This window comes from Klebsiella sp. HMSC09D12, from assembly GCF_001808475.1.
Classification (GTDB): Bacteria; Pseudomonadota; Gammaproteobacteria; order Enterobacterales; family Enterobacteriaceae; genus Klebsiella; species Klebsiella oxytoca.
Genome location: NZ_KV793415.1, coordinates 1 through 19,186, shown reverse-complemented (window position 1 = coordinate 19,186; position 19,186 = coordinate 1). Strand labels below are relative to the sequence as shown.

The 19,186-nt window shown below is 55.7% G+C and carries 17 protein-coding genes and 1 pseudogene; 4 read left to right on the top strand and 14 right to left on the bottom strand.

What is annotated here, in order from left to right:
- Positions 1–31: 31 nt before the first annotated feature.
- The 4 genes and pseudogenes from HMPREF3178_RS05220 to HMPREF3178_RS05205 form a co-directional block, all read right to left on the bottom strand.
- Positions 32–604: pseudogene (locus tag HMPREF3178_RS05220) on the bottom strand (hypothetical protein); the annotation flags it as partial.
- 165 nt (positions 605–769) lie between these two features.
- A complete protein-coding gene (locus HMPREF3178_RS05215; RefSeq protein WP_023320259.1) occupies positions 770–1,204 on the bottom strand; it encodes a VOC family protein in 435 nt (144 codons plus the stop codon).
- A 146-nt stretch (positions 1,205–1,350) separates the two neighbouring features.
- Positions 1,351–1,674, bottom strand: coding sequence for an endoribonuclease SymE (gene symE, locus HMPREF3178_RS05210; protein ID WP_023320260.1), 324 nt, complete (start codon positions 1,672–1,674; stop codon positions 1,351–1,353).
- Between the two features lie 288 nt (positions 1,675–1,962).
- Positions 1,963–2,757 (bottom strand): DNA/RNA non-specific endonuclease, encoded by a 795-nt coding sequence (locus HMPREF3178_RS05205; RefSeq protein ID WP_023320261.1) that lies wholly within the window; start codon positions 2,755–2,757, stop codon positions 1,963–1,965.
- A 383-nt stretch (positions 2,758–3,140) separates the two neighbouring features.
- Between HMPREF3178_RS05205 and HMPREF3178_RS05200 the strand changes: the two genes are divergently transcribed.
- Both HMPREF3178_RS05200 and HMPREF3178_RS05195 read left to right on the top strand, forming a co-directional pair.
- Entirely contained in the window at positions 3,141–4,172 is a 1,032-nt protein-coding gene (locus HMPREF3178_RS05200) for a DUF1176 domain-containing protein (RefSeq protein WP_070585045.1), read from the top strand.
- A 210-nt stretch (positions 4,173–4,382) separates the two neighbouring features.
- Positions 4,383–5,396 carry a LacI family DNA-binding transcriptional regulator gene (locus HMPREF3178_RS05195; protein WP_004117622.1) on the top strand — a complete coding sequence of 338 codons (1,014 nt, stop codon included), beginning with the start codon at positions 4,383–4,385 and terminating at the stop codon, positions 5,394–5,396.
- 136 nt (positions 5,397–5,532) lie between these two features.
- On the opposite strand, the gene HMPREF3178_RS05190 is transcribed toward HMPREF3178_RS05195, so the two are convergent.
- The 6 genes from HMPREF3178_RS05190 to HMPREF3178_RS05165 all read right to left on the bottom strand — a co-directional run bounded on the left by HMPREF3178_RS05190 (position 5,533) and on the right by HMPREF3178_RS05165 (position 12,108).
- The gene (locus HMPREF3178_RS05190) at positions 5,533–5,964 is read right to left on the bottom strand and encodes a GlcG/HbpS family heme-binding protein (protein WP_064371383.1); all 432 of its coding nucleotides are present in this window, start codon (positions 5,962–5,964) and stop codon (positions 5,533–5,535) included.
- Positions 5,951–6,862: a dihydrodipicolinate synthase family protein gene (locus HMPREF3178_RS05185; RefSeq protein WP_004108727.1), complete on the bottom strand. Its 912-nt coding sequence runs from the start codon at positions 6,860–6,862 to the stop codon at positions 5,951–5,953. Before HMPREF3178_RS05185 ends, HMPREF3178_RS05190 begins: the two co-directional genes overlap by 14 nt.
- Positions 6,856–7,683, bottom strand: a complete 828-nt coding sequence (locus tag HMPREF3178_RS05180; protein WP_032745972.1) for an SDR family oxidoreductase — start codon at positions 7,681–7,683, stop codon at positions 6,856–6,858. The genes HMPREF3178_RS05185 and HMPREF3178_RS05180 overlap by 7 nt, the downstream gene beginning before the upstream one ends.
- Positions 7,684–7,706: 23 nt before the next feature.
- A complete protein-coding gene (locus tag HMPREF3178_RS05175) occupies positions 7,707–8,810 on the bottom strand; it encodes a mandelate racemase/muconate lactonizing enzyme family protein (protein ID WP_032745969.1) in 1,104 nt (367 codons plus the stop codon).
- A 52-nt stretch (positions 8,811–8,862) separates the two neighbouring features.
- Positions 8,863–10,314, bottom strand: coding sequence for an MFS transporter (locus HMPREF3178_RS05170; protein ID WP_032745966.1), 1,452 nt, complete (start codon positions 10,312–10,314; stop codon positions 8,863–8,865).
- Positions 10,315–10,458: 144 nt separating this feature from the next.
- Positions 10,459–12,108, bottom strand: coding sequence for a signal transduction protein (locus HMPREF3178_RS05165; protein WP_032728841.1), 1,650 nt, complete (start codon positions 12,106–12,108; stop codon positions 10,459–10,461).
- Between the two features lie 564 nt (positions 12,109–12,672).
- Between HMPREF3178_RS05165 and HMPREF3178_RS05160 the strand changes: the two genes are divergently transcribed.
- Positions 12,673–14,037, top strand: coding sequence for an MFS transporter (locus HMPREF3178_RS05160; RefSeq protein WP_032725825.1), 1,365 nt, complete (start codon positions 12,673–12,675; stop codon positions 14,035–14,037).
- 41 nt (positions 14,038–14,078) lie between these two features.
- On the opposite strand, the gene HMPREF3178_RS05155 is transcribed toward HMPREF3178_RS05160, so the two are convergent.
- Together HMPREF3178_RS05155 and HMPREF3178_RS05150 are read right to left on the bottom strand one after the other, a co-directional pair.
- Positions 14,079–15,422: an OprD family outer membrane porin gene (locus HMPREF3178_RS05155; RefSeq protein ID WP_024273672.1), complete on the bottom strand. Its 1,344-nt coding sequence runs from the start codon at positions 15,420–15,422 to the stop codon at positions 14,079–14,081.
- Between the two features lie 84 nt (positions 15,423–15,506).
- Positions 15,507–16,286: a histidine phosphatase family protein gene (locus HMPREF3178_RS05150; protein ID WP_004117639.1), complete on the bottom strand. Its 780-nt coding sequence runs from the start codon at positions 16,284–16,286 to the stop codon at positions 15,507–15,509.
- Positions 16,287–16,780: 494 nt separating this feature from the next.
- Here HMPREF3178_RS05150 and surE point away from each other — a divergent pair, with 494 nt between their 5' ends.
- Positions 16,781–17,656 carry a 5'/3'-nucleotidase SurE gene (surE, locus tag HMPREF3178_RS05145; RefSeq protein ID WP_004108710.1) on the top strand — a complete coding sequence of 292 codons (876 nt, stop codon included), beginning with the start codon at positions 16,781–16,783 and terminating at the stop codon, positions 17,654–17,656.
- Between the two features lie 66 nt (positions 17,657–17,722).
- Here the strand turns inward: surE and HMPREF3178_RS05140 are convergent, their stop codons facing one another.
- Positions 17,723–18,847: a ribosomal protein uL16 3-hydroxylase gene (locus tag HMPREF3178_RS05140; protein WP_032745963.1), complete on the bottom strand. Its 1,125-nt coding sequence runs from the start codon at positions 18,845–18,847 to the stop codon at positions 17,723–17,725.
- A gap of 159 nt (positions 18,848–19,006) precedes the next feature.
- The coding region (locus HMPREF3178_RS31410) for a hypothetical protein (RefSeq protein ID WP_217494330.1) at positions 19,007–19,186 on the bottom strand (180 nt) is incomplete at its 5' end.

Sequence of the window (19,186 nt, the reverse complement as noted above, 5' to 3'; positions counted from 1 at the left end):
CAGCAAAAGTTCGATTTATTCAACAAAGCCCCACAATAGCGGAAATAAAGTAAAACAGTGAAAATGCGATAACCGAATTTACGCCCCCGCTGGCCAGTAACGATTGTATTGTTGTCCACCAGGCGCAGGCAAAAATGACGATTGAAATTAGCCAGAAACCTCCGCTAACGATGTGAAAATTTTTAATTTTTTTAGCATCTACAGAAAAATGATTTTCTTCACAACGATAAAAGGATGGGTTTTTAAGGAAACTCATTAATCGTACATCATATGAGCCGATATTTTTATCAGCGATAAAAGCGATCAGCTGATGGGCGTGCCAGACAGGAAGAGTAATCCCGACCTGCTCATACAAAAATTTCATTTGTACCGTCTGATGCGTCCTCGAGAGTTTAGTGTCGGGTATTTCAGCGCTCGCTATCTCAGCGATTTTATTCAGCACCTCTATTTTTGTTTCAATAGGTACCTTTTCGAAGCGGATTTTTCGCTTTGCTGGCGGGCTGGACATCACTTTTCCCGCCCAGTCGATGATCTTTTTAGCCACATATAAAATCGCGGGTAGCAATACCAGCTTTGCAATATCTATCTCGTTAATAGCTCCCATCGTTATTCCTTTATAAAATGAATACGCAATGAATTTACAACACTGAATTTATTTTATGTAGCCCTCATTATTATGAGGGCTTCGATATAGCTAATTCCTGGGCTGGCTCCTGGTCTGACTTAATGCCAACCGCCCAATACGGCCCCTGCCCGGAGGCCGTTATACTTAAAGACTGAAGCCAATCTCCACCGATGCCGCACTGCGTTCAGCCTCGCCATGGTAAACCGCTTCGATGTTGTTACCATCGGGATCGAGTACAAAGGCCGCGTAGTAGCCCGGGTGATAAGTTCGCTCACCGGGCGCTCCGTTATCACTGCCGCCGTGTGCCAGCGCTGCCTGGTAAAAAGCATCCACCGTCTCACGATCCCTGGCCTGGAAAGCCAGGTGATGCCGTCCTGTCGGCTTACCTGCGGAACCGGGGCTATTAATGGATGAAACAACAAGCTCATCAGCCCAAAAATAATCGTCGTAGGTATTCACGACAGGGATCTCAAGGACCGCCAGCACGGCTGTATAAAACGCTTTGCTGGCCTCGAAATCATTTACCACAAGCTGGATATGGTCGATAAGCCTGCCGCGATGTAATCGGTAAGTCTCCATGATGGTTTCCTCATTCAGTCGTATTAACAGGTATTTATCCGTTATCTAAAAGGAGCGTTGTACGGATTTGATGGATGAGTACAGGTCCGGAGTGGCGATATAGAGCATGGCATTAAAATCCTGTCTGTCACCGCAATCCTGACTCCTCAACCCCGTCCCCCAATCACCCCGATAAACTCTCTGACCTGCTTCTGCTTCCTGGCCGACAGCTTCTCCACCCTGCGCATCGCGGCTTCCAGCTCCGGTTCCGGCTCAACCGCCGTCAGCACAATGCAGCCATCCATCACCCGCACCTCCACCCGGGTGCCGGTCGAAAACCCTGCCGCCGCCAGCCACTGGCCCTTCATGATCAGCGCCGGAACAAGACGACGATCTGGCAAACGTCTCACATAACTCACCGTCAACTGACGCTTATTTTTCGGCGACACTTCTGGATCAAACGAATCTACAATACAATCAGCATTAGTCATGGTTGCTATTCCCTGTAAATAGTAATTGTGATCAGCGGTGCGGGTGTGTTGGCGCACATTCGCACCGCGCTAAATAACACCTGTAAACCTAACCAGTAATAAAAATAAAGTCCAGACTTTAATCGGACATAATAAACGCCTTTAACCGCAAATTAAGAATTAACAGAATACGTGACGCTATTAATTAGCGCCTGTGGAAAATGCCTTTCCTGATATTGCTGAAATAACCGCAAAGCAGATTCAAAAAACAAAAGCGAGATAATGCGCGCAACAGAATGCCATGCCCAATTACGGGCACCCCATCTCTTTAGCCAGCGTCCCCTTCCGGGACTTCAGGCGGCGGGCGATACCTGCCGGCAGGGCGGACCAGAACGAGAGCGCCGGATGAGTCCGCCGCTCAATCTCCTCCACCGTCACTTGATAATCACAAAAACTGGCGCTTTTGGGCGTTGCCTGATCCAGCAAAAACGCCGCGTATTCGCCTTTATCCGGACTGGAGCCGATAAAAATAATCTTCCAGTAGCCGCTGGGAAGCTCCACCTCGGGCGCGGCGGGCAGGGTAGCGATATGCCGTTCGAACAGCGGCCCGGTAACGGACCACACCGCCGCCACGTCGCGGCGCTCGGCGAGGGCGCGCTCCTTATCCTCCAGCCGCGCCCACGCCCCCTGATTCAGGTCGGAGGCCTGCGGGGTGATATTAGAAAGATAGTTTAACGCCGGCCAGTCTGCGCTGGCGCCGAGCCCGGCGAGCGGCGCCTGATGCCCGCGATCGACCGCCAATGCTGCGCTGGCCCCTTTATATGCCGCGGGGGCAAGGGTATCCGCAGCGGGTAAATCCGGATCGCGCTTCCAGCTGCGCGAACGCCCGCTGGCCAGGCTGGCTTTGGTGATTTTATACGCCACCCAATTAGCGAATTTGCGGTGGCTGTTGTTATTGAGCGTATAGGCTTCGCGAACCAGCGTCTGGTCGCTTCCACCGGTCGGACAGCCCACTTCACAATTATCTACGTGGGATAACCCGGCAGCGCACGCGGCGGTAAAAAATAGCGACGGCAGAACGCTGAATATTCTGAATAGCTTCATGTTGTTGATGACGTCAAAGAAAAGATGAACCGATGCATAAAAGAACCCCCTGAATAACCAGAGCGGAATTCAGCTATGAATCGCAAAGATGAAGTGAGAGCGTAAAAAGAGTTAGCCGGTCGCAGCTGCGCGGAATATCACAAGATGATTTAACATCACGGCGGATGTTATTTTGTGAATCCAGAAATGATGTTGAATGAGGTGACCAGACTCTCAAGCCCGCTATTTTCAGCCGGGCTGAACGGGTGGGAATATGCTCGACGAAGCGTAAAGCGGTGCGGCATCCATGACGTTGTCTGAAAAATGTCGCGGCAGGGAAAAACGCTTCTCTCTGCGAGGAGGATTACTCAGACTACACGGATGACCGATAAAGGAGAGAAGTTATGAAAAAGGAACGCTGGAGAGGCGTGCTGGCACTGGCCATACTTAGTCTCCCTGCGCTGGCGGAAACAGGCGTTTCATTCAGCCACAAAGACTGGGAAGTGGTGTGTGATAACACGCTGACCTGCCGGGCGGCGGGATACAGCGCTGAAGAAGGAAGCGGAGGTTCGGTGCTGCTGACCCGCCAGGCCGGAGCGGGCACCGCCGTCTCGGGAGAGCTGATGCTGGCGGAGGTGACCGACGGCGACGTTCTGCCGGGCAAACTGACGCTGTGGATCAACGGCCAGCCGGCAGGCGATGTGAAACCCGCAAAAGAGAGCTGGCCGCTGTCGGAGAAACAGGCCCGGGCGATCGTTAACGCCATAAAAGGCAGCGGGAAGGTTGAATTTACAGGCGGGGAGGCGCCGTTTGAGCTTTCCGGCGAAGGCGCTTACGCGATACTGCTGAAAATGGACGATGTTCAGGGACGAATCGGCACGCCGGGCGCGTTGACCAAAAAAGGCGACAGGCCGGAAAGCAGCGTCCGGGCGGCGATTCCTGCCCCGATCATTCACCGGGTCATGCCTGAGAAGGCGCAGGAGAGAGCGTTAACCGCGCCTGAGCTGGCGGTGCTCAAGCCGAAGCTTCTGGCCACGCTAAAGAACGATGATTGGTGCGATCGCCTTCAGCCTGAGGAGGGAGAGAAGGCTGAAGCTATTAGCCTGACGCCGCTGGATCACGCCCATTCACTTATTTCGGCCTTGTGCTGGCGGGCGGCCTATAACGAGGGATATGGCTATTGGGTTGTGGATAGCAAACTTGAGGGCAATCCGACGCTTATCACCGTCTCCGGTTCTGAGTATGGTGACGGCGAGATTTTTATGAGCCAGAAAGGGCGAGGGCTCGGCGATTGCTGGGGGACGGCAAGCTGGCTCTGGGATGGCACAACGTTCCGTAAAAGCCGTGAAGCGACCACCGGGATGTGCCGCTATCTTCGCCTCGGCGGGACATGGGATCTCCCCACCTGGGTGACCGAGGTTAAACCGGCAAAATGAAATAGCGCGGCCAGAATCTCTCCCGGCACACATGCCGACAGAGAGGACAGGGAAGGATCTTAACGATCGTCCGCGTAGCGGGATCGCGATCGACAGCGCCAGTGGCGTCAGAAAACTGACGCCTTGTTCAAAATAACAGCGCGGCTAATGTATTGCTAACTCGAATTAGTTTATGATTAAGCCGTTCTGTTCGTTATGGAAAATGAGTTTATGGCCAAAACCGTTGAGCAAGTCGCCAGGGCGCTGGAAATTTCGATTACCACCGTGCGCCTGGTGCTGGGTGGCAAAGCTGAGCAGTATCGCATCAGCGCCAAAACGCAGCAGCGTATTAATGATTACATCGCCGAGAACGGGCTGGTCGTTAACCATATCGCCCGCAGCCTGAAGCTCAATAAAACCGAGACCTTAGGGCTGGTGATCCCGCGTTTATCCAACCTGTTTTTCTCCACCCTGGCGGAAAAGCTCGAAGCCTGCTGCCGTCAGGCGGGGTATCAGCTAATGATTGCCTGCACTTACAGCGACAGCGAGCATGAAAACAGTCTGGTTGAAGGGCTGCTGGCGCGCAACGTTGACGGGCTCTTCGTGGTGCCCTCCACCCGGGAAACGCAGCTGCATCACCAGAAGGTGGCGCGCAAGCGGCCGCTGGTGCTGCTCGACCGCGATTTTGGCGAGAGCGACGTGTCGCTGGTGGTGAGTGATAACTATAACGGCAGCAAAAAGCTGGTGCAGGCGATGACCCAGGCGGTGGACGTCTCGCCGATTTTTTTTATCGCCGGAGATACCCAGCAGCCGTCGATCCAGCGTCGTCTGCAGGGCTACCTGAGCGAGCTGCCCGCGGGGAAGGAGTGGATATTGTCCGCCAGCCATAACCGCCAGGAAGAGGGCAAGCAGCTGATGCTCGATTTTCTCCGTCAGCATCGCGAGCCGCCGAAGGCGTTTATCGCCTCCTCCCTGCCCATTCTGGAAGGGACGCTGAGCGCGCTGCGGGAAACCTACGGCTTTATTCCGTCGGATATTCCCATCGGCACCTTCGATGAACACCAGATGCTGGGATTTCTGCCGAACGCGGTGTGGTCGATGCGCCAGGATGAGGACGCCTGGGCGCAGCACGCGTTTCATCTGATGCAGCAGAAGCTGCAGGGGGAAAATGCCGATGTGAAGATCACTGTGCCGATGACCCTGATTCATCGCCCGCTGTCGGTAGAGAAGCAGCGGAGCCAGTAAATGACACGGCTTGTGTGAACACGTCAATCCCCGGCCGCGCTATGCTGGCCGGGGCTACAAATACCGCATCCTGCGCGCGCAGGTAGCCCGGATAAGGCGCGGGCGCCGCAATCCGGGAACCCTTAACGATCCCTCATCAAGTCAATCGCTGAACAAACCGCGCCGCCAGCCCGGCGTCCAACTCCGGCGGCAGGCCGCTGATCCCGACGCCGCCAATAGCCAGCCCTTCAACGATCACCGGCTCGCCGCCCGGCATCGCCAGCAGCTGCGGGTCGTTAAATACCGCCAGCTGCAGGGCGCCGGCGCTGACCTCTTGCGCCAGCGTTGCCGTCGGACGGCGAAAGCGCAGGGCGCTCCAGGCCTTGCGCTGCGCCAGCTGGCGCGGTAGCGGCGGGCAGCGAGCGTGCGCGCCAAAGGCGATGAGCTCGCCCTCCGGCCCGACAACCGCCACCGCCAGCCCCCGGGTTCGCGCATCGCTTTCCGTCTCCTGTAAAAACTGCGCGACCTGCTGGCATACAACGCTATCGTTCAGACGGACCTGGGGACAGAACGCGTCATTGTCCGGCATCGGCGATATACCTCCGTAAGCGCAGATAGAGGTCATCCAGCTCGCCTTTCTGCGCCGCAGTCAGCGCCACAAACGGCTCGCGGGTGGGGCCGGTATCGACGGTCTCTTTCGCGGCAAGATATTTCGCCGACTGGAACACGCCGCGCGCGACCAGCTGCTCCACCACCTCGTTGATCTGCTGCTGCAGGCGCTGCGCCCGGGCGATGTCGCCCTGCTGGAAAGCGCTGCGCAGGGCGAGAAACAGCTCCGGCTGCAGGTTAACCGTGGTGCCAACCGTGGCCGTCGCGCCCGCCGCGAGGCTGGAAAGGAAGATCTCATCGAAACCGTTAAAAAAGACTTTCTCCGGGTAGCGGGCGATCATGCGTTCCAGCGAATAGAGGTTATGCGAAGTATGCTTCACCCCCAGAACCTGCTCTTCGCCGAGCAGCGCGTCGGCGCTCTGGGCATCCAGCTCGACGCCGGTAAACTGCGGAATATTATACAAAATCACCGGAATCGAAATGGCGTCCAGCACCCGACGGTAGTAGGCGATAATCTCCTCGCGGCTATATTTGTAGTAGTAGGGCGGCACCAGCGACACCGCGCTGGCGCCGTCCTGCTCGGCGTGCTTCGCCAGCTCGACGGCGTCCCGGGTGCGTGGCGTCCCGACGTGGGCGATCACCGGCACCTGACCGCCCGCCGACTGCACCAGCGTCGCCAGCACCTGCCTGCGCTCATCGAAACGCAGCAACGGTCCCTCCCCGGAGGAGCCGCAGCAGTAAAAGCCTTCAACCCCGCGCGCCAGCTGGGCGCGGGCGAGCGCGTCCAGCGCCGCGTAGTTCACCGACTCATCGGCGTGCATCGGCGTCACCACCGCAGAGATAATGCCGCGAAAACGCTGCCATTTATCGCTTACCATGCGGTCCAGCCTCCATCCACCACCACGTTGGAACCGGTCATATAGACCGAGGCGTCGGAGAGCAAAAACACCACCGCGCCGTTGTACTCGTGGGCTTTCGCCATCCGCCCGATGGGAATACGGTGGGTGTAGTTTTTCTGAAAGCGCGGGTCCTGATCGCTGCGCTCGACGCCGGAGAGGGTCAGGGTATTGACGCGAATGCCGTCGCGCCCCCAGTAGGTGGCGCAGTAGCGGGTAAAGTTATACAGCCCGGACTTTGCCGCCGAATAGGCCACCGGTTTGACGAACGGAATGCCGGTGTCCTCTTTTTTGTAGCTGTAGATATCCTGCACCGGAGAGACCACGCCGTAGATCGAACCGACGTTGATGATCGAGCCGCCTTTGCCGGCCTGCTTCATGCGTTTGCCGACCTGCTGGGTCATCAGGAAGGTGCCGACCAGGTTCACTTCCACCACCTCGCGGAACACCTCTTCCGGGAACTCCTCAAACGGCCCGGAGACTTCCGGCGGCGCGCTGGGCTGGGTATCGACGCCCGCGTTGTTGACCAGGCCATCCGGCACGCCCCACTTCGCTTCAATGCTGTCCAGCACCCAGTTAATGCTGGCTTTATCGGTAATATTCACTTCCGCGCACAGCAGGCGGTCGGAGTCCTTAATCGCCCCCAGCACGCGGTCGACGCGCGCGGCATCGACGCGGGTGGCCAGCGCCGCCACTTTCGCGCCGCGTTCGTGTAACGTCTTCACGTACTGCGCCCCCAGCTGTCCAAGGCCGCCGGTCACAATGATGACCTTGTCTTTAACCGAGAATAACGTGTCTTCCATTGTCCTTTCCCCTCACTGCGTGGTTAGATTTTGTGTGTTGCGAGGTAATCACGATCGAGAATAATGCCGTGGCCCGGCCGTTCGCTCGGTACGTAGTAGCCGTCCACCTCTTCGCCCGCTTCGGCGATGATGCGCAGATCTTTCCAGCGCCCGCCGTCGGTCATCTCGGCGTATGAGATATTCGGCACCGTAGCCAGCAGGCTGGCGCTGAGCTCCATGACAAAATGCGGCGTCATCGGCAGGTTGTGCGCGCGGGCGACGGCGGCGATATCCAGATAGCCGGTGATCCCGCCGACGCGGCCGAGATCCGCCTGGATATAATCCGCGCTGCCGCTCTCGATGTACTGCGTAAACTGATTTAAGTTATAGACGTTTTCTCCCAGCGCGATGGGCGTGGCGCTGCGTTCGCGCAGCCGCAGGTGGCCGGCGATATCGTCGGAGGGCAGTGGCTCCTCAATCCACAGCAGGTTAAGCGGTTCGAACAGCTTGAACGCGCGCAGCGCCTGCGGGAAGTTCCAGCCCTGGTTGGCGTCCACCGCCAGCGGGAAGCCCGGCACCGCTTCCTGAATCTTACGCAGCCGCTCCACGTCCTCTTCCAGCGTCGGTTTGCCCACTTTCACTTTCGCCGCCAGATAGCCGGTGCTTTTCCAGCGCTTGACCTGGTCGATCACTTCCTCAATGGACAGATGCAGGTTGATGCCGCTGCCGTACAGCGGAACGCGATCGCGCACGCGGCCAAGAATGTCGATAATCGGCGCGTTGAGGGTTTTACCTAACAGATCCCAATAGGCAATATCCAGCGCCGCCAGGGCATGGGTAGTGACGCCCGCGCCGCCGACGTCGTGTATGTGTTTATACGAGCGATGCCACAGGCCGCGCGGGGAGAGCGGCTGGCCAATAACGTCAGGGATAATCTCGGCAATCAACGCAGAGATGGTTTTCCCGCACCAGCCGGAAGTGTGGCTAAAGCCGGTGCCGACGTGGCCGTTAGAACCGTAGACGTCAACAATCGCCACTTCGATATCGGTGACGTGGTGAATTTGATCTCCCCACGGGCCTTCCGGCAGCGGAACGCGGGCGGTCATCAGTTCGATATTTTCAATCACGGGCATTTTTGTGCTGTTCATCTGATTCCTTCCTTTATGGGTTCAGCGGGGGCCGCCCTTGCGGCCCGGGCGGTTAATGTTTGGAGGCCGGGGATTCATGCCCCTCCAGGGTGATTGCCGGGCTGGCGTCATGTTCTCGATCGTTCTCGTCGCCCACTGCATGGCCGAAGACTTCCGGCAGCAGGAAGATAGAGGCGAGGAAGGCGCAGAACGGCGCGATCGCGATAATCATTGAGGCGACCGGTACGCCGACCGCTTCAAACAGGGCCGGGAAGACCAGGGTGGTGACGAAGGCGGTGACCTTGACGATGGTGTAGCCGATGCCGGAGGCCACGCCGCGATAGCGCGGTTTTGCCACCAGCGAGATCACCGTCATGCCGCTTTCGGAATCCCAGTAATGGCCCCACAGCATCAGCGCTGCGCCGAAAATGATAAAACCAAAGCTGCTGCTGTAGACGCCCCACGCCGAAATTGAGATGCCGATGGTGACAAGCAGGAAGCCGTATTTGCTCAGCCCCTTATGCCCGAGCTTCGGCAACAGCAGCGGGCCGACAAACGCCGAGAGCGCGGCGATACAGTTCACCGCCAGCAGGGCGAGGTTATTCTGGATCTGCCCGGAAATCCCGATGGTGACGAGGATCAGCGGCAGGAAGAAGGAGAAGGCGTAGTTTTCAAACGACTGCACGGCGCAGGAGAACCAGCCGAACAGGGTGGTGCGGCGGGTAAAGGGACGACGGAACAGATCGTGCAGCGTCTCTTTGAGCGTCGGGTCGGCGATGGTGACGTTTTCGTTGGGCAGAATATCGTCCAGCAGACGGCCATCCTGTTCGCCGTAATAGTCACGGGAGGCTTGTTTCGCTTCGATAAAGCGGCCGCGTTCGACGAACCACGCCGGCGTCTCCGGCAGCTCCCGACGCATAAACAGCAGCAGGCAGGCTGGGATCGCCGGGACCGCCAGCACGATGCGCCAGATCATATCCGGGTGAACATCAAGCGCCACCAGCGTGGTGACCAGCAGAATGGCGGCGATAATCCCCAGCGCGAACATAAACTGCCAGCGGTTAGCCATCACTTCGCGCTTGCCCTTCGGCATCACCTCCATGATGTAGGTAAAGCCGTTAGCCACGTCCGCGCCCACCGGGATCCCGGCGAGGCAGCGAATAATCGCCAGCCAGTACATATTGGGCGCCAGGCCCTGAAGAACGGCGAAGATCGCGAACAGGATCATCGACCAGAGGAAAATTTTACGCCGTCCGAGCTTATCGGTCAGCCAGCCGCCGAGCAGCGCGCCGACCACCGCGCCAAGCTGGGTGCCGGCGGCGGTAAAACCAAGCAGCCAGCTGCTGGGCTCATAAATATCTTTCAGGGCGAATAAAATAAACGCCATGGAATAAATATCCCATGACTCAATTAATAATGCGGTGATCATTAGCCATCCCGCTTTGGTGCAGCCGGGGGCCTCCTGCTGATCGAGCCGTTTCTTTGCCTTCTGGATAATAAATTCAATATGTTGCTGCTGATACATATAATCCTCTCTTATCCGGGCAGGCGGAGGGCCCGCCCGGACAGATGCGCGTTAATCCGCTCTTTATGGGCGATAAAGAGACGAATGAAGCGGATGTTTGCCAGGATCGCTAACAACGTAAAAATTACATAAGCGAATCAGTTGTTATTTCATTAATAAATGCGCATCGCCTGCGATAAAGACTTTCATATTTTGCGTCAGCGCCTGGGCAATAAAGGCGTTCAGCACTTCGGATAATACCTCCTCTTCTACATAAGCCAGACTGAGATGGTTGCTCTGGTGGCCCGCCATTAAATCGTCGCGCGAAACCCCGTCGAGAACGGCGTTGAGTAATGGCCACTCGTAGTTGGTTGCCCGGCGGCGGCGTTCGAATTCGTCATGCGGCAGTTCGACGGCGGTGCCGGTGCCGATATGCAGGATCACCTGGGTACCTTCGTAATGCGCTCGCGCCCAGATAAAGCGTCCGGCTTTGCCCTGACCGGCAATGGTCGAGCCGCCGTAGGGGAAGAACATCGCCGGCTGGCGATAGCCGGTGGCCCCGGCGATCCCGCCCTTCAGATGGGCGAACGGCACCGCGCCGGAGATCTCCAGATCCCAGTAGAACGTGCCGTTGTATTCGCTACCCCAGCGGATATCGTGAAGGGTGGTTTCGCTCGCCATGCCCAGTGCGCCGAGCAGCTTCGCCAGCATCACCTGTGGGATGGCGCTGCCCATATCCACCTCGTTGATGCAGGGGATCGGCGCGTCCGGGCAGACGATCTCGCCGTTCTCATCCGGGATCGGGAAACGTTCCGCGTTGCCGATGGCGCCTTCGGCAAAATCCGAGGCGGCGCAGCTGTCTTTGAGCCCCTGCTGATACTGCACGCCCACCGCCGTCAGGCCGAAGCGCTTCACGAAGCGCGCCATGGCGATCATCATCGCGCACTGTTCCAGCACCTGCTCCCGGGTCAGTTCCTTCGTCCCGTCGGCGCCGAACCGGAAGCGCATGCCGCGGGTCTCATACCAGTCGAGACAGGCTTCGCGCAGGTCGGTCGGCACTTTGTTCATTTCAACCAGCAGCGCCGATTGCGACAGCGACTCCACCGGAATCCCTACGTCGATCATCGCTTTTTGCGGGAACACGCCGTTGATCATCCCCATACAGAAGGTATCGAACAGGCCGACAATGGCCTTGTGTTTGAGGATCGACTGCCCAACCTTCACGCCAATCTGTCCGGCTTCGCTGGCCAGCAGCGGCGCGCTGGGCGCAACCGGATGCAGATAGCCGAGCTTATGGCTGAGATGGCCATCGCGCAGCCAGGTGTCCAGGCCGCGAATAAACGCCTCGTCGGCGAAGGTTTCCGACCACAGCCGCGAGTAGTTGCGCTCCAGGCTGGTGAGGCAGCCTGCCATACAGAGCATGCCGACGAGGCCCGGCCAGGTGCCGTCAAAATTGGCGAGCAGCAAAATAGGGCCGCGATGATGTACCAGCGAAGGCGCAAGGTGATGGGAGTATTGCCAGGCGGTAAGCAGGACAATAATCGGCGCATCCGGATCGATCCCGGCAAACAGCTCGCTACCCTCTTTCTGGCTGCTGATAAACCCGTGGCCGCGGCGTTCGTTGACCGGATGGGCGCGGCGCAGGCGGTAGCCTAATGTTTCCAGCGCCGTTTCCAGACGCTGTTCAAACAGCTTCTGCGTGGGCCAGCAGGTGACGTTAGCCGGTTCGCGGAGATCCGCATTGGTGACCATCAAGACTTCGCCTGGCTGCGGGGTAATAAGCCCGGCTTCGGCGGGTAACGTTAAATTCAACATGTGAATTTCTCCTGTAGGGGGTAGGTCGCTTAGTTATCGTTGATCGTTCTGCGCAGGGATTAGCGCCGCATCAGCCGCTTCAGGCAGACTGATTTCTATGGCTAACTCGAATTAGCAAATTAGGATAAAAAAAAGACAGGGACAAACCCTTTGCCGGGGATTTGTGATGGCTATCAATGTGAAATTTTTAACTAATTAATTTTAAAAACATTATTTTAAAAGGTGGGGTGAAGTGACGAGGAAAGTTTGCTGAGGCGGTTTAAAGGCGGGCAGAAAGGCGGGCGGGAAGCGCAGCGAGGACGGTAAATTCAGGTTTGATATTTAATGAATTGAAATTATTGAATTATTTATTTTTCCGTTTGAGCATTTTGTCTGGGGTGATTGACAGGAGTGTTAAAATTTAACCGATCCTGGTCACACTCTTTTAGCATTTACGTTGTGAATTTCTGTATCTTGTTATAATTAGCTAATTCGAGTTAGCTTGTTGGTGATTTTCCCTCGCCAACGATGTTAGCCAGGCGCTGCCCGACTAAACAATAATGATTCAGGACAGAGGATTTAATGATGACCCTGCTTACCTCGCCCGCCATTGCCCCTGCAAAAAATGAACAAACATCGCAACAAACCCATGAAAGAAGAAAGCTGCTCACCGTGCTGGGCTCCGGTCTTTCTGGCACAACGATTGAGTTCTATGACTTTTTTATCTACGGCACCGCCGCCGCGCTGGTGTTTCCGTCGCTGTTTTTTCCTAACCTCTCGCCGCTGATGGCGCTGCTGGTATCCTTCCTGACGCTGTCGATTACCTTCGTTAGCCGGCCCATCGGTGCCATCGTATTTGGCCACTATGGCGATAAGATCGGCCGCAAGAAATCGCTGGTTCTGTCGCTGATGATTATGGGTATTTCGACGTTTTTCATAGGATTAATCCCCAGCTACGACACCATAGGCAACGCAGCGCCGTTGATACTTATCTTTTTGCGCCTCTGCCAGGGCTTTGCCATCGGCGGCGAATGGGGCGGGGCGACGACGCTGATCACCGAGTATGCGCCGCGCCATCGCCGGGGCTTTTTTGGCACCTTTGTTCAGTTGGGCAACGTGCTTGGCCTGTTTATCGCCACCGGCGTTTTTGCGCTGGTGGTGATGCTGCCGGAGGATGACCTGATGTCCTGGGGCTGGCGCGTGCCTTTCCTGTTAAGCATCGCGCTGCTGTTCGTCGGGATGTTTATCCGCTCAAGGATCGAAGAGACGCCGGTGTTTCAGGAGAATCAGAAGCAGCAGCAGAACGCGCCGAAAACGGCCGAGCAGAAGTTTCCTGTTCTCACCGTGCTCAAACATCACCGTAAAGCGGTATTCCTGGCGATGGGTATGCGCATGGGGGAGATTGTTCTGGGCTGGCTGACGGTGGCGTTCTTTATGTCCTATGTGACAAGGGAACTCAACTTTACTCGCGAAACGGCGCTGAACGGGCTGCTGCTGGCCAGTTTTGTCGGCATTTTTACCTTTCCGTTCTTCGGCTGGCTTTCCGATAAAATTGGCCGCCGACCGGTCTATCTGGCCGGCGCCGCGATCACGTTGATCTTTGCCTTCCCGCTGTTCTGGATGATCGACTCCGGCTCGGTGAAGATGTTTATGTTCGCCACCACCTTCTGCTATTCCGTGGGGCTGGGCATGATGTTCAGCGTCCAGCCCGCCTTCTTTTCGGAGCTTTTTGACACCAGCGTGCGCTACACCGGCGTGTCGCTCGGCTTCCAGCTGGCGAATATCGTCGGCGGCTTAACGCCGATGATCGGTACCTTACTGCTGGTGTGGTCCGGTGGCGCATCATGGCCCATCTCGCTGTTTCTCGCCTGCATGGCGCTGATTACCATCCTGTGCGTCTGCGTGACGCGGGAAAGCTATAACGATGAGCTTAATGAGGTGAAGAAGTAGCCGGGGAGGGTTGCCCCGCCATGACCGGCGGGGCGGGCGTATCAGAACAGATTAAATTTATATTCGATAATCACTTCCGAAGAGAGCGAGTTGGCCCGGCTGTAATGGCCGTCGGTAAGCACCGGCGTTTTGCCATTCATCTTATAGGACCAGCCCGGCCCGAACATCGCCCAGACGGTGAGATTTTTCAGTCTCGGGTGCGTCGGCACCCAGCGGCTGAAGGCGTTAATTTCCCCGGTACGGACGTGGTTGCCGCGGTAGTTAAACTGGGCGATGTTGCCGGCGAGACCGATAGCCAGCTCCGGCGTCAGGTTATAGTCCGACATATTAGAGAGAACCAGTTCACCGTCGCGCATATAGTCGTTGCCGGCGTAAGCCATTGAGATAAAGGTCCCGCGCGAGTTTTTACTCATATGGCGCGGGTAGAAGCCCACTTCATTGGCCTTATTCGCATCGGTATAACCCAGACCCCACTTGGTGCTCCAGTTGTCCGCCTGCCACTTCACATCCATGGCGATGTGCCAGGCATCATCGTCAAAGTCACGCTTATTTGCCGGCATCGCTTTATACTCGTCCAGCGCGTGAGTGGCGTAGACCTGAGTACCGATGTTCAGCGCTTTTATCGGCTTAATATTGGTAAACAGAATATGGCGGCGCAGATAGTTGTCGCTTTCACCATAGCCGTACTGCATGTTCAGGTGCTCGCTTTGCCACAGAATATCGCCGCTGGCGATATGGTTAATGTACTGTCCGCTGTTGGTCTGGAAGCGTTTCTTATCCGGCGAGTTACGATCCATCGCGCTTTCGATGTACGCGCCGCGCAGCGTGAAGGGACCGTAGTTCACCGCGCCGGTCCAGCCCAGGTAGGTGGTTGGAGAGAGGCGGGTCGAGTTGGAGATGACGCCAAAGTTTTTCATCGTCTGCCAGCCCCAGCGGGCGTTCAGATGAGTGTCCGCCAGGCGATACTGCAGCTTGATATTGCGTTGACCAAATTTGGAAAAGCCTTCAGCGTTGCTTTTGTTATTTCCGCTGCCGTTGTTATAGAGTACGCCGCGGGAGTTAAAGTAATCGCTGGCGCCGAGCTTTACCGCCCCGTAGTATGTGGCATCAAAGCCAATAATATCGGCAAAATAGCCGGACTGATAATCGACGGCGACGCCCTGACCCCAGGCATTATGGACTTTCTTCGGCTCGGTCTCTTCTTCCTTAAGATATTTCCAGTAGTTTTTAAAGGATAAATTCAGATGAGACTGGCTGAATAACGGATCGTCGAGCACGGTATCGATATAATCGCGCTCCTTCAGGCTGTTAGTGGTCGAAGCTGACCAGGCGCTGGCGGGAATAGCCAGCAGCATAATGGCGACTGTTGTAGTATTGATTTTCATAATAAACCCCAGAGTAGGGACGCAGCGATCCAGGCGAGGTGTTTTCGCCTGAAGTCTGCCGTAATAAATAATTAAGCGTGGGTATTATTTTTTATCGAGAGCCTGTTTTCCGGCTTCGACATATTTCATAGTGCCGATTTCAGGAACGGTATATTTGCCGTCTTTATAAACAATTTTAACCACCGCGGCATTGGCAAGCGGTTTGTTTTTCGCGTTATCGTCCGTTAAGTCGGAAATCATGATCTGCATTGCGGTACCGGATGAAATCGCCAGCACGTTTTTATCGCCCCGGGCCTGCGCGTTTTCAATGATGGTATGCAGCGCTGCCTGGGTGCGGGTTTTTACCTGCTGATAGTTTTCCGCCATGCCTTTGGGATCGGCTGCAGCCAGCGCATTCTGGTTGGTATCAACGGCCAGGGTGCCCGCTTTCATTTGGCTGAACAGCGCAGCGCCATCTTTAAGCCCCAGCTGTTTGGCGCCGGCGTCGGCCATATCTTTGTTATAGCCGCCTTCAAAACCGCCGAAGAAGGCTTCCCGCAGGCCGCTTAGCTCAGTAAGTTTGTAATCACTTACTCCGGCTTGCTTAAGTATCACCTGCATGGTTTCACGCTGACGTCCGGCATCGCTGGAATAGAAGCTATCAAATGGAATGCCTTTTAGTCCCTCGCCGAGATAACGTGCGACGCGAATGCCGTCTTCAGTAAGCGGGGAGTCAGCCCAACCCTGTACGCGGTCAAACGTATTCAGCAGCGTTTTGCCGTGACGAGCGAAATAGATATTCACGCCATCGTCGTTTTTAACTTCCGCTGCCGAGCAGGTTGCCGCACCTGCCGCTATCATTAATGCTATAAGCCACTTCTTCATATAACGCTCCACCTGAATGGTCTTTTTATAAGCAAAAAAAAACCTACGTCAGATATTCGACGCGAAGCATAAATAAAGCTATGTTCGCTCGAACTCTATGACGTAGGTTTCGCCTGTTCTTGACAGTAACAATCCAACAGTGGCGACGTTAGCACTAATTATGCAAAAAGACACCCTCTATTTATTGTTATTGTCAATAAATGTGATCGTCTTCATGAAGGTAATTTTGCTGGTTGAGATGTATCTTAAGTTTAATTTTCAGAATAATTGGCAGTTTTTGACTTAAATAATTATTGGGGATTGATCTCTGTCACAAAATAATGATGTCCGCTCTGGACTCTGCCGCGCACTGGCGTTATTTTCGCTTCACTCTGGGATTGTTACTGACCACAGGCAAAACCTAAGACTCCTGTCCGCCAATTTGGCGTGCGGCAGGAGTCTTAGGTTTTTTTTTGCGCCTGATAAATACCTCTGCTACCTAACAAGGAGTGATGATGAGAACGAAAATTCTGACTGCCGCCATTCTGGCGTTATCTGCCGCTGGCGTACAGGCTGCTGAAAAACCGCTGAAAATACTGTTGGTTAACGACGATGGCTGCCAGTCTGTGGGAACCACATCGCTGCAGGAAAAACTGGCGGCCAAAGGATATGACGTCTGGATGGTGGCGCCGGCAACGAATCAGAGCGGGATCGGGTCGGCAATCACCTTTAAGACGGGTAAGGTCTTTGATGTCAAAAAAGCCGCTGACAAACGCTACTGCTTCCCGGGAACGCCGGCCGACGCGCTGGATTTCGGCCTGTGGGGCGTGCTGAAAGACGCGCCGCCGGATCTGGTGATCTCGGGCGTTAACGACGGCCCCAATACCGGTATGGCGCAGGTTAACTCCGGTACCGTTAGCGCTGCAGCCCGCGCCATTCGCTATGGCTTCCCGGCGATTGCCGCCAGTATTGGCTACCGATTCACGGAAGAAGAGATGAAGAACAAATGGCCGAGCACGCATAAGTACTGGCCTGACTCGGTGGATTACGTTGTCTCGCTGGTTGATAAACTTAACGCCGCGCATAAACCGGGAAGCCCGATTTTGCCGCAAGGGTCCGGTTTGAGCATTAACTATCCGCCGCTGCCGTCGGCTGAAATTAAGGGCGTTCATTATATTGAGAATGAACAGTTCCCCGCGCCGCAGATTGGTTATGAACTGCTGGCGGACGGCACTGCAAAACAGACGATGAATCCGGAAGCGATAAAACCGGCGGAAGGGGATAATGACTCGGGCTGGCTCAACAAAGGATATATTACTTACACCCTGTTTGACGGTTCATGGAACGCGCCGCAGTTCCAGGCGCAGTATGAGACGCTGCTCGGAAAATAACGTCGTAGTGATATAAAAGAAGAAGGCGCTATTCGCGCCTTCTTTATATGAACAGATGATGAAGCGCTATTCGTCGAAGAACCAATAGCCCTGGTTAATCAAACGGGTCAGCTCGGCGATAAAGGCCGGATTGCGCAGTGCGGCCTCACCTAACTCATCTTTACCCAGCAGGGTATAGCGGCAAAGCGCGTCCAGTGCCGCAGGTTCGGTTGGCTCAAGCTGTTCACTATTCACAAAGAAGCTATCGCCGATGTGCAGTACCCGCAGGCCGCTCAGGCGAGTCAGCATTTCGCCTCCCTCCAGTGCGTCGACAATCTCTTCTTCTGCATAAGGCGGTTCAGCTGGCGCAATATCCAGCTCGTGGCGCGGCGTGGTAGCAAAACGTCCAAACCACTGGCGGAAATCTTCCGGCTGGCTAATCATCTCGATCATCATGCCGCGCAGACGTTCCAGTTCATACTCTTCAACCCGGCCCGGATGTTCACGGCAGGTTAAATCCGGATCGCTGTAGTGCTCGCCGCCGAGATCGTGTTCCAGCGCGTAATCGGCAAAGCTGCTGATCAAATCGCGGCCGTTTGGCCCGCGGAAGCCAACGGAGTAGTTCAGCGCCGTTTCGTGAGTGATTCCGTCGTGCGGGAATCCCGGCGGAATGTACAGAATATCGCCGGGCTCCAGATCCTCATCAATAATCGGCGGGAACGGGTCGACGTGCAGCAGCGCGGGATGCGGGCAGAACTGACGCATCGGCAGCTTATCGCCCACGCGCCAGCGGCGGCTACCCATGCCCTGAATAATAAAGACATCGTACTGGTCGATGTGCGGGCCCACGCCGCCGCCCGGTACGGAAAAGGAGATCATCAGGTCGTCTAAACGCCAGTCCGGCAGTACGCGGAAAGGGCGCACCAGCTCAGCGGCGGGCATGTGCCAGTGGTTTACCGCCTGAGCCAATAGCGACCAGCCGGTTTCGCCCAGGCCATCAAAATGTTCAAACGGCCCGTTGCTGGCCTGCCATTGACCATTCTTAAGGCTCACCAGTCGACTATCGACTTCCGGTTCCATGGCCAGCCCGGCCAGTTCATCCGGGGTAATCGGATCGACGAAATTCGCGAAAGCCTTCTTTAATACCACCGGCTGCTTTTGCCAGTACTTTTCTAAAAACTCGGGCCAGTTAATGTTGAGTTGATAAGCCATAGGTTTATACCAATAAGAAGAAACGGGCCTGATTATAGAAATATGCACCCTCAAGCCGCTTTGTCATGGGTCAAGGCTGATGCTTAATTCATCATCTGAACTAACGGCACCATAAAAGAGGGAAAACCTGAAGTGGGTAACGCCGTTTTTTGCAAAATCTCATTTTTGGCTAAAATGCGCTGCAGGCCTTGTAGTTCCTGGGTTCTTACGGTTTTTCGTAGCAAAGGTTAATCGTGAAAAGTTTAAATTATGAGCGCTTGATAAGTTTTTTGTATTTTTAGGGTTGCTATATCCCGGCAGCTCCATATAATGCGCTCCCACTGACACGGCAGATGTGAA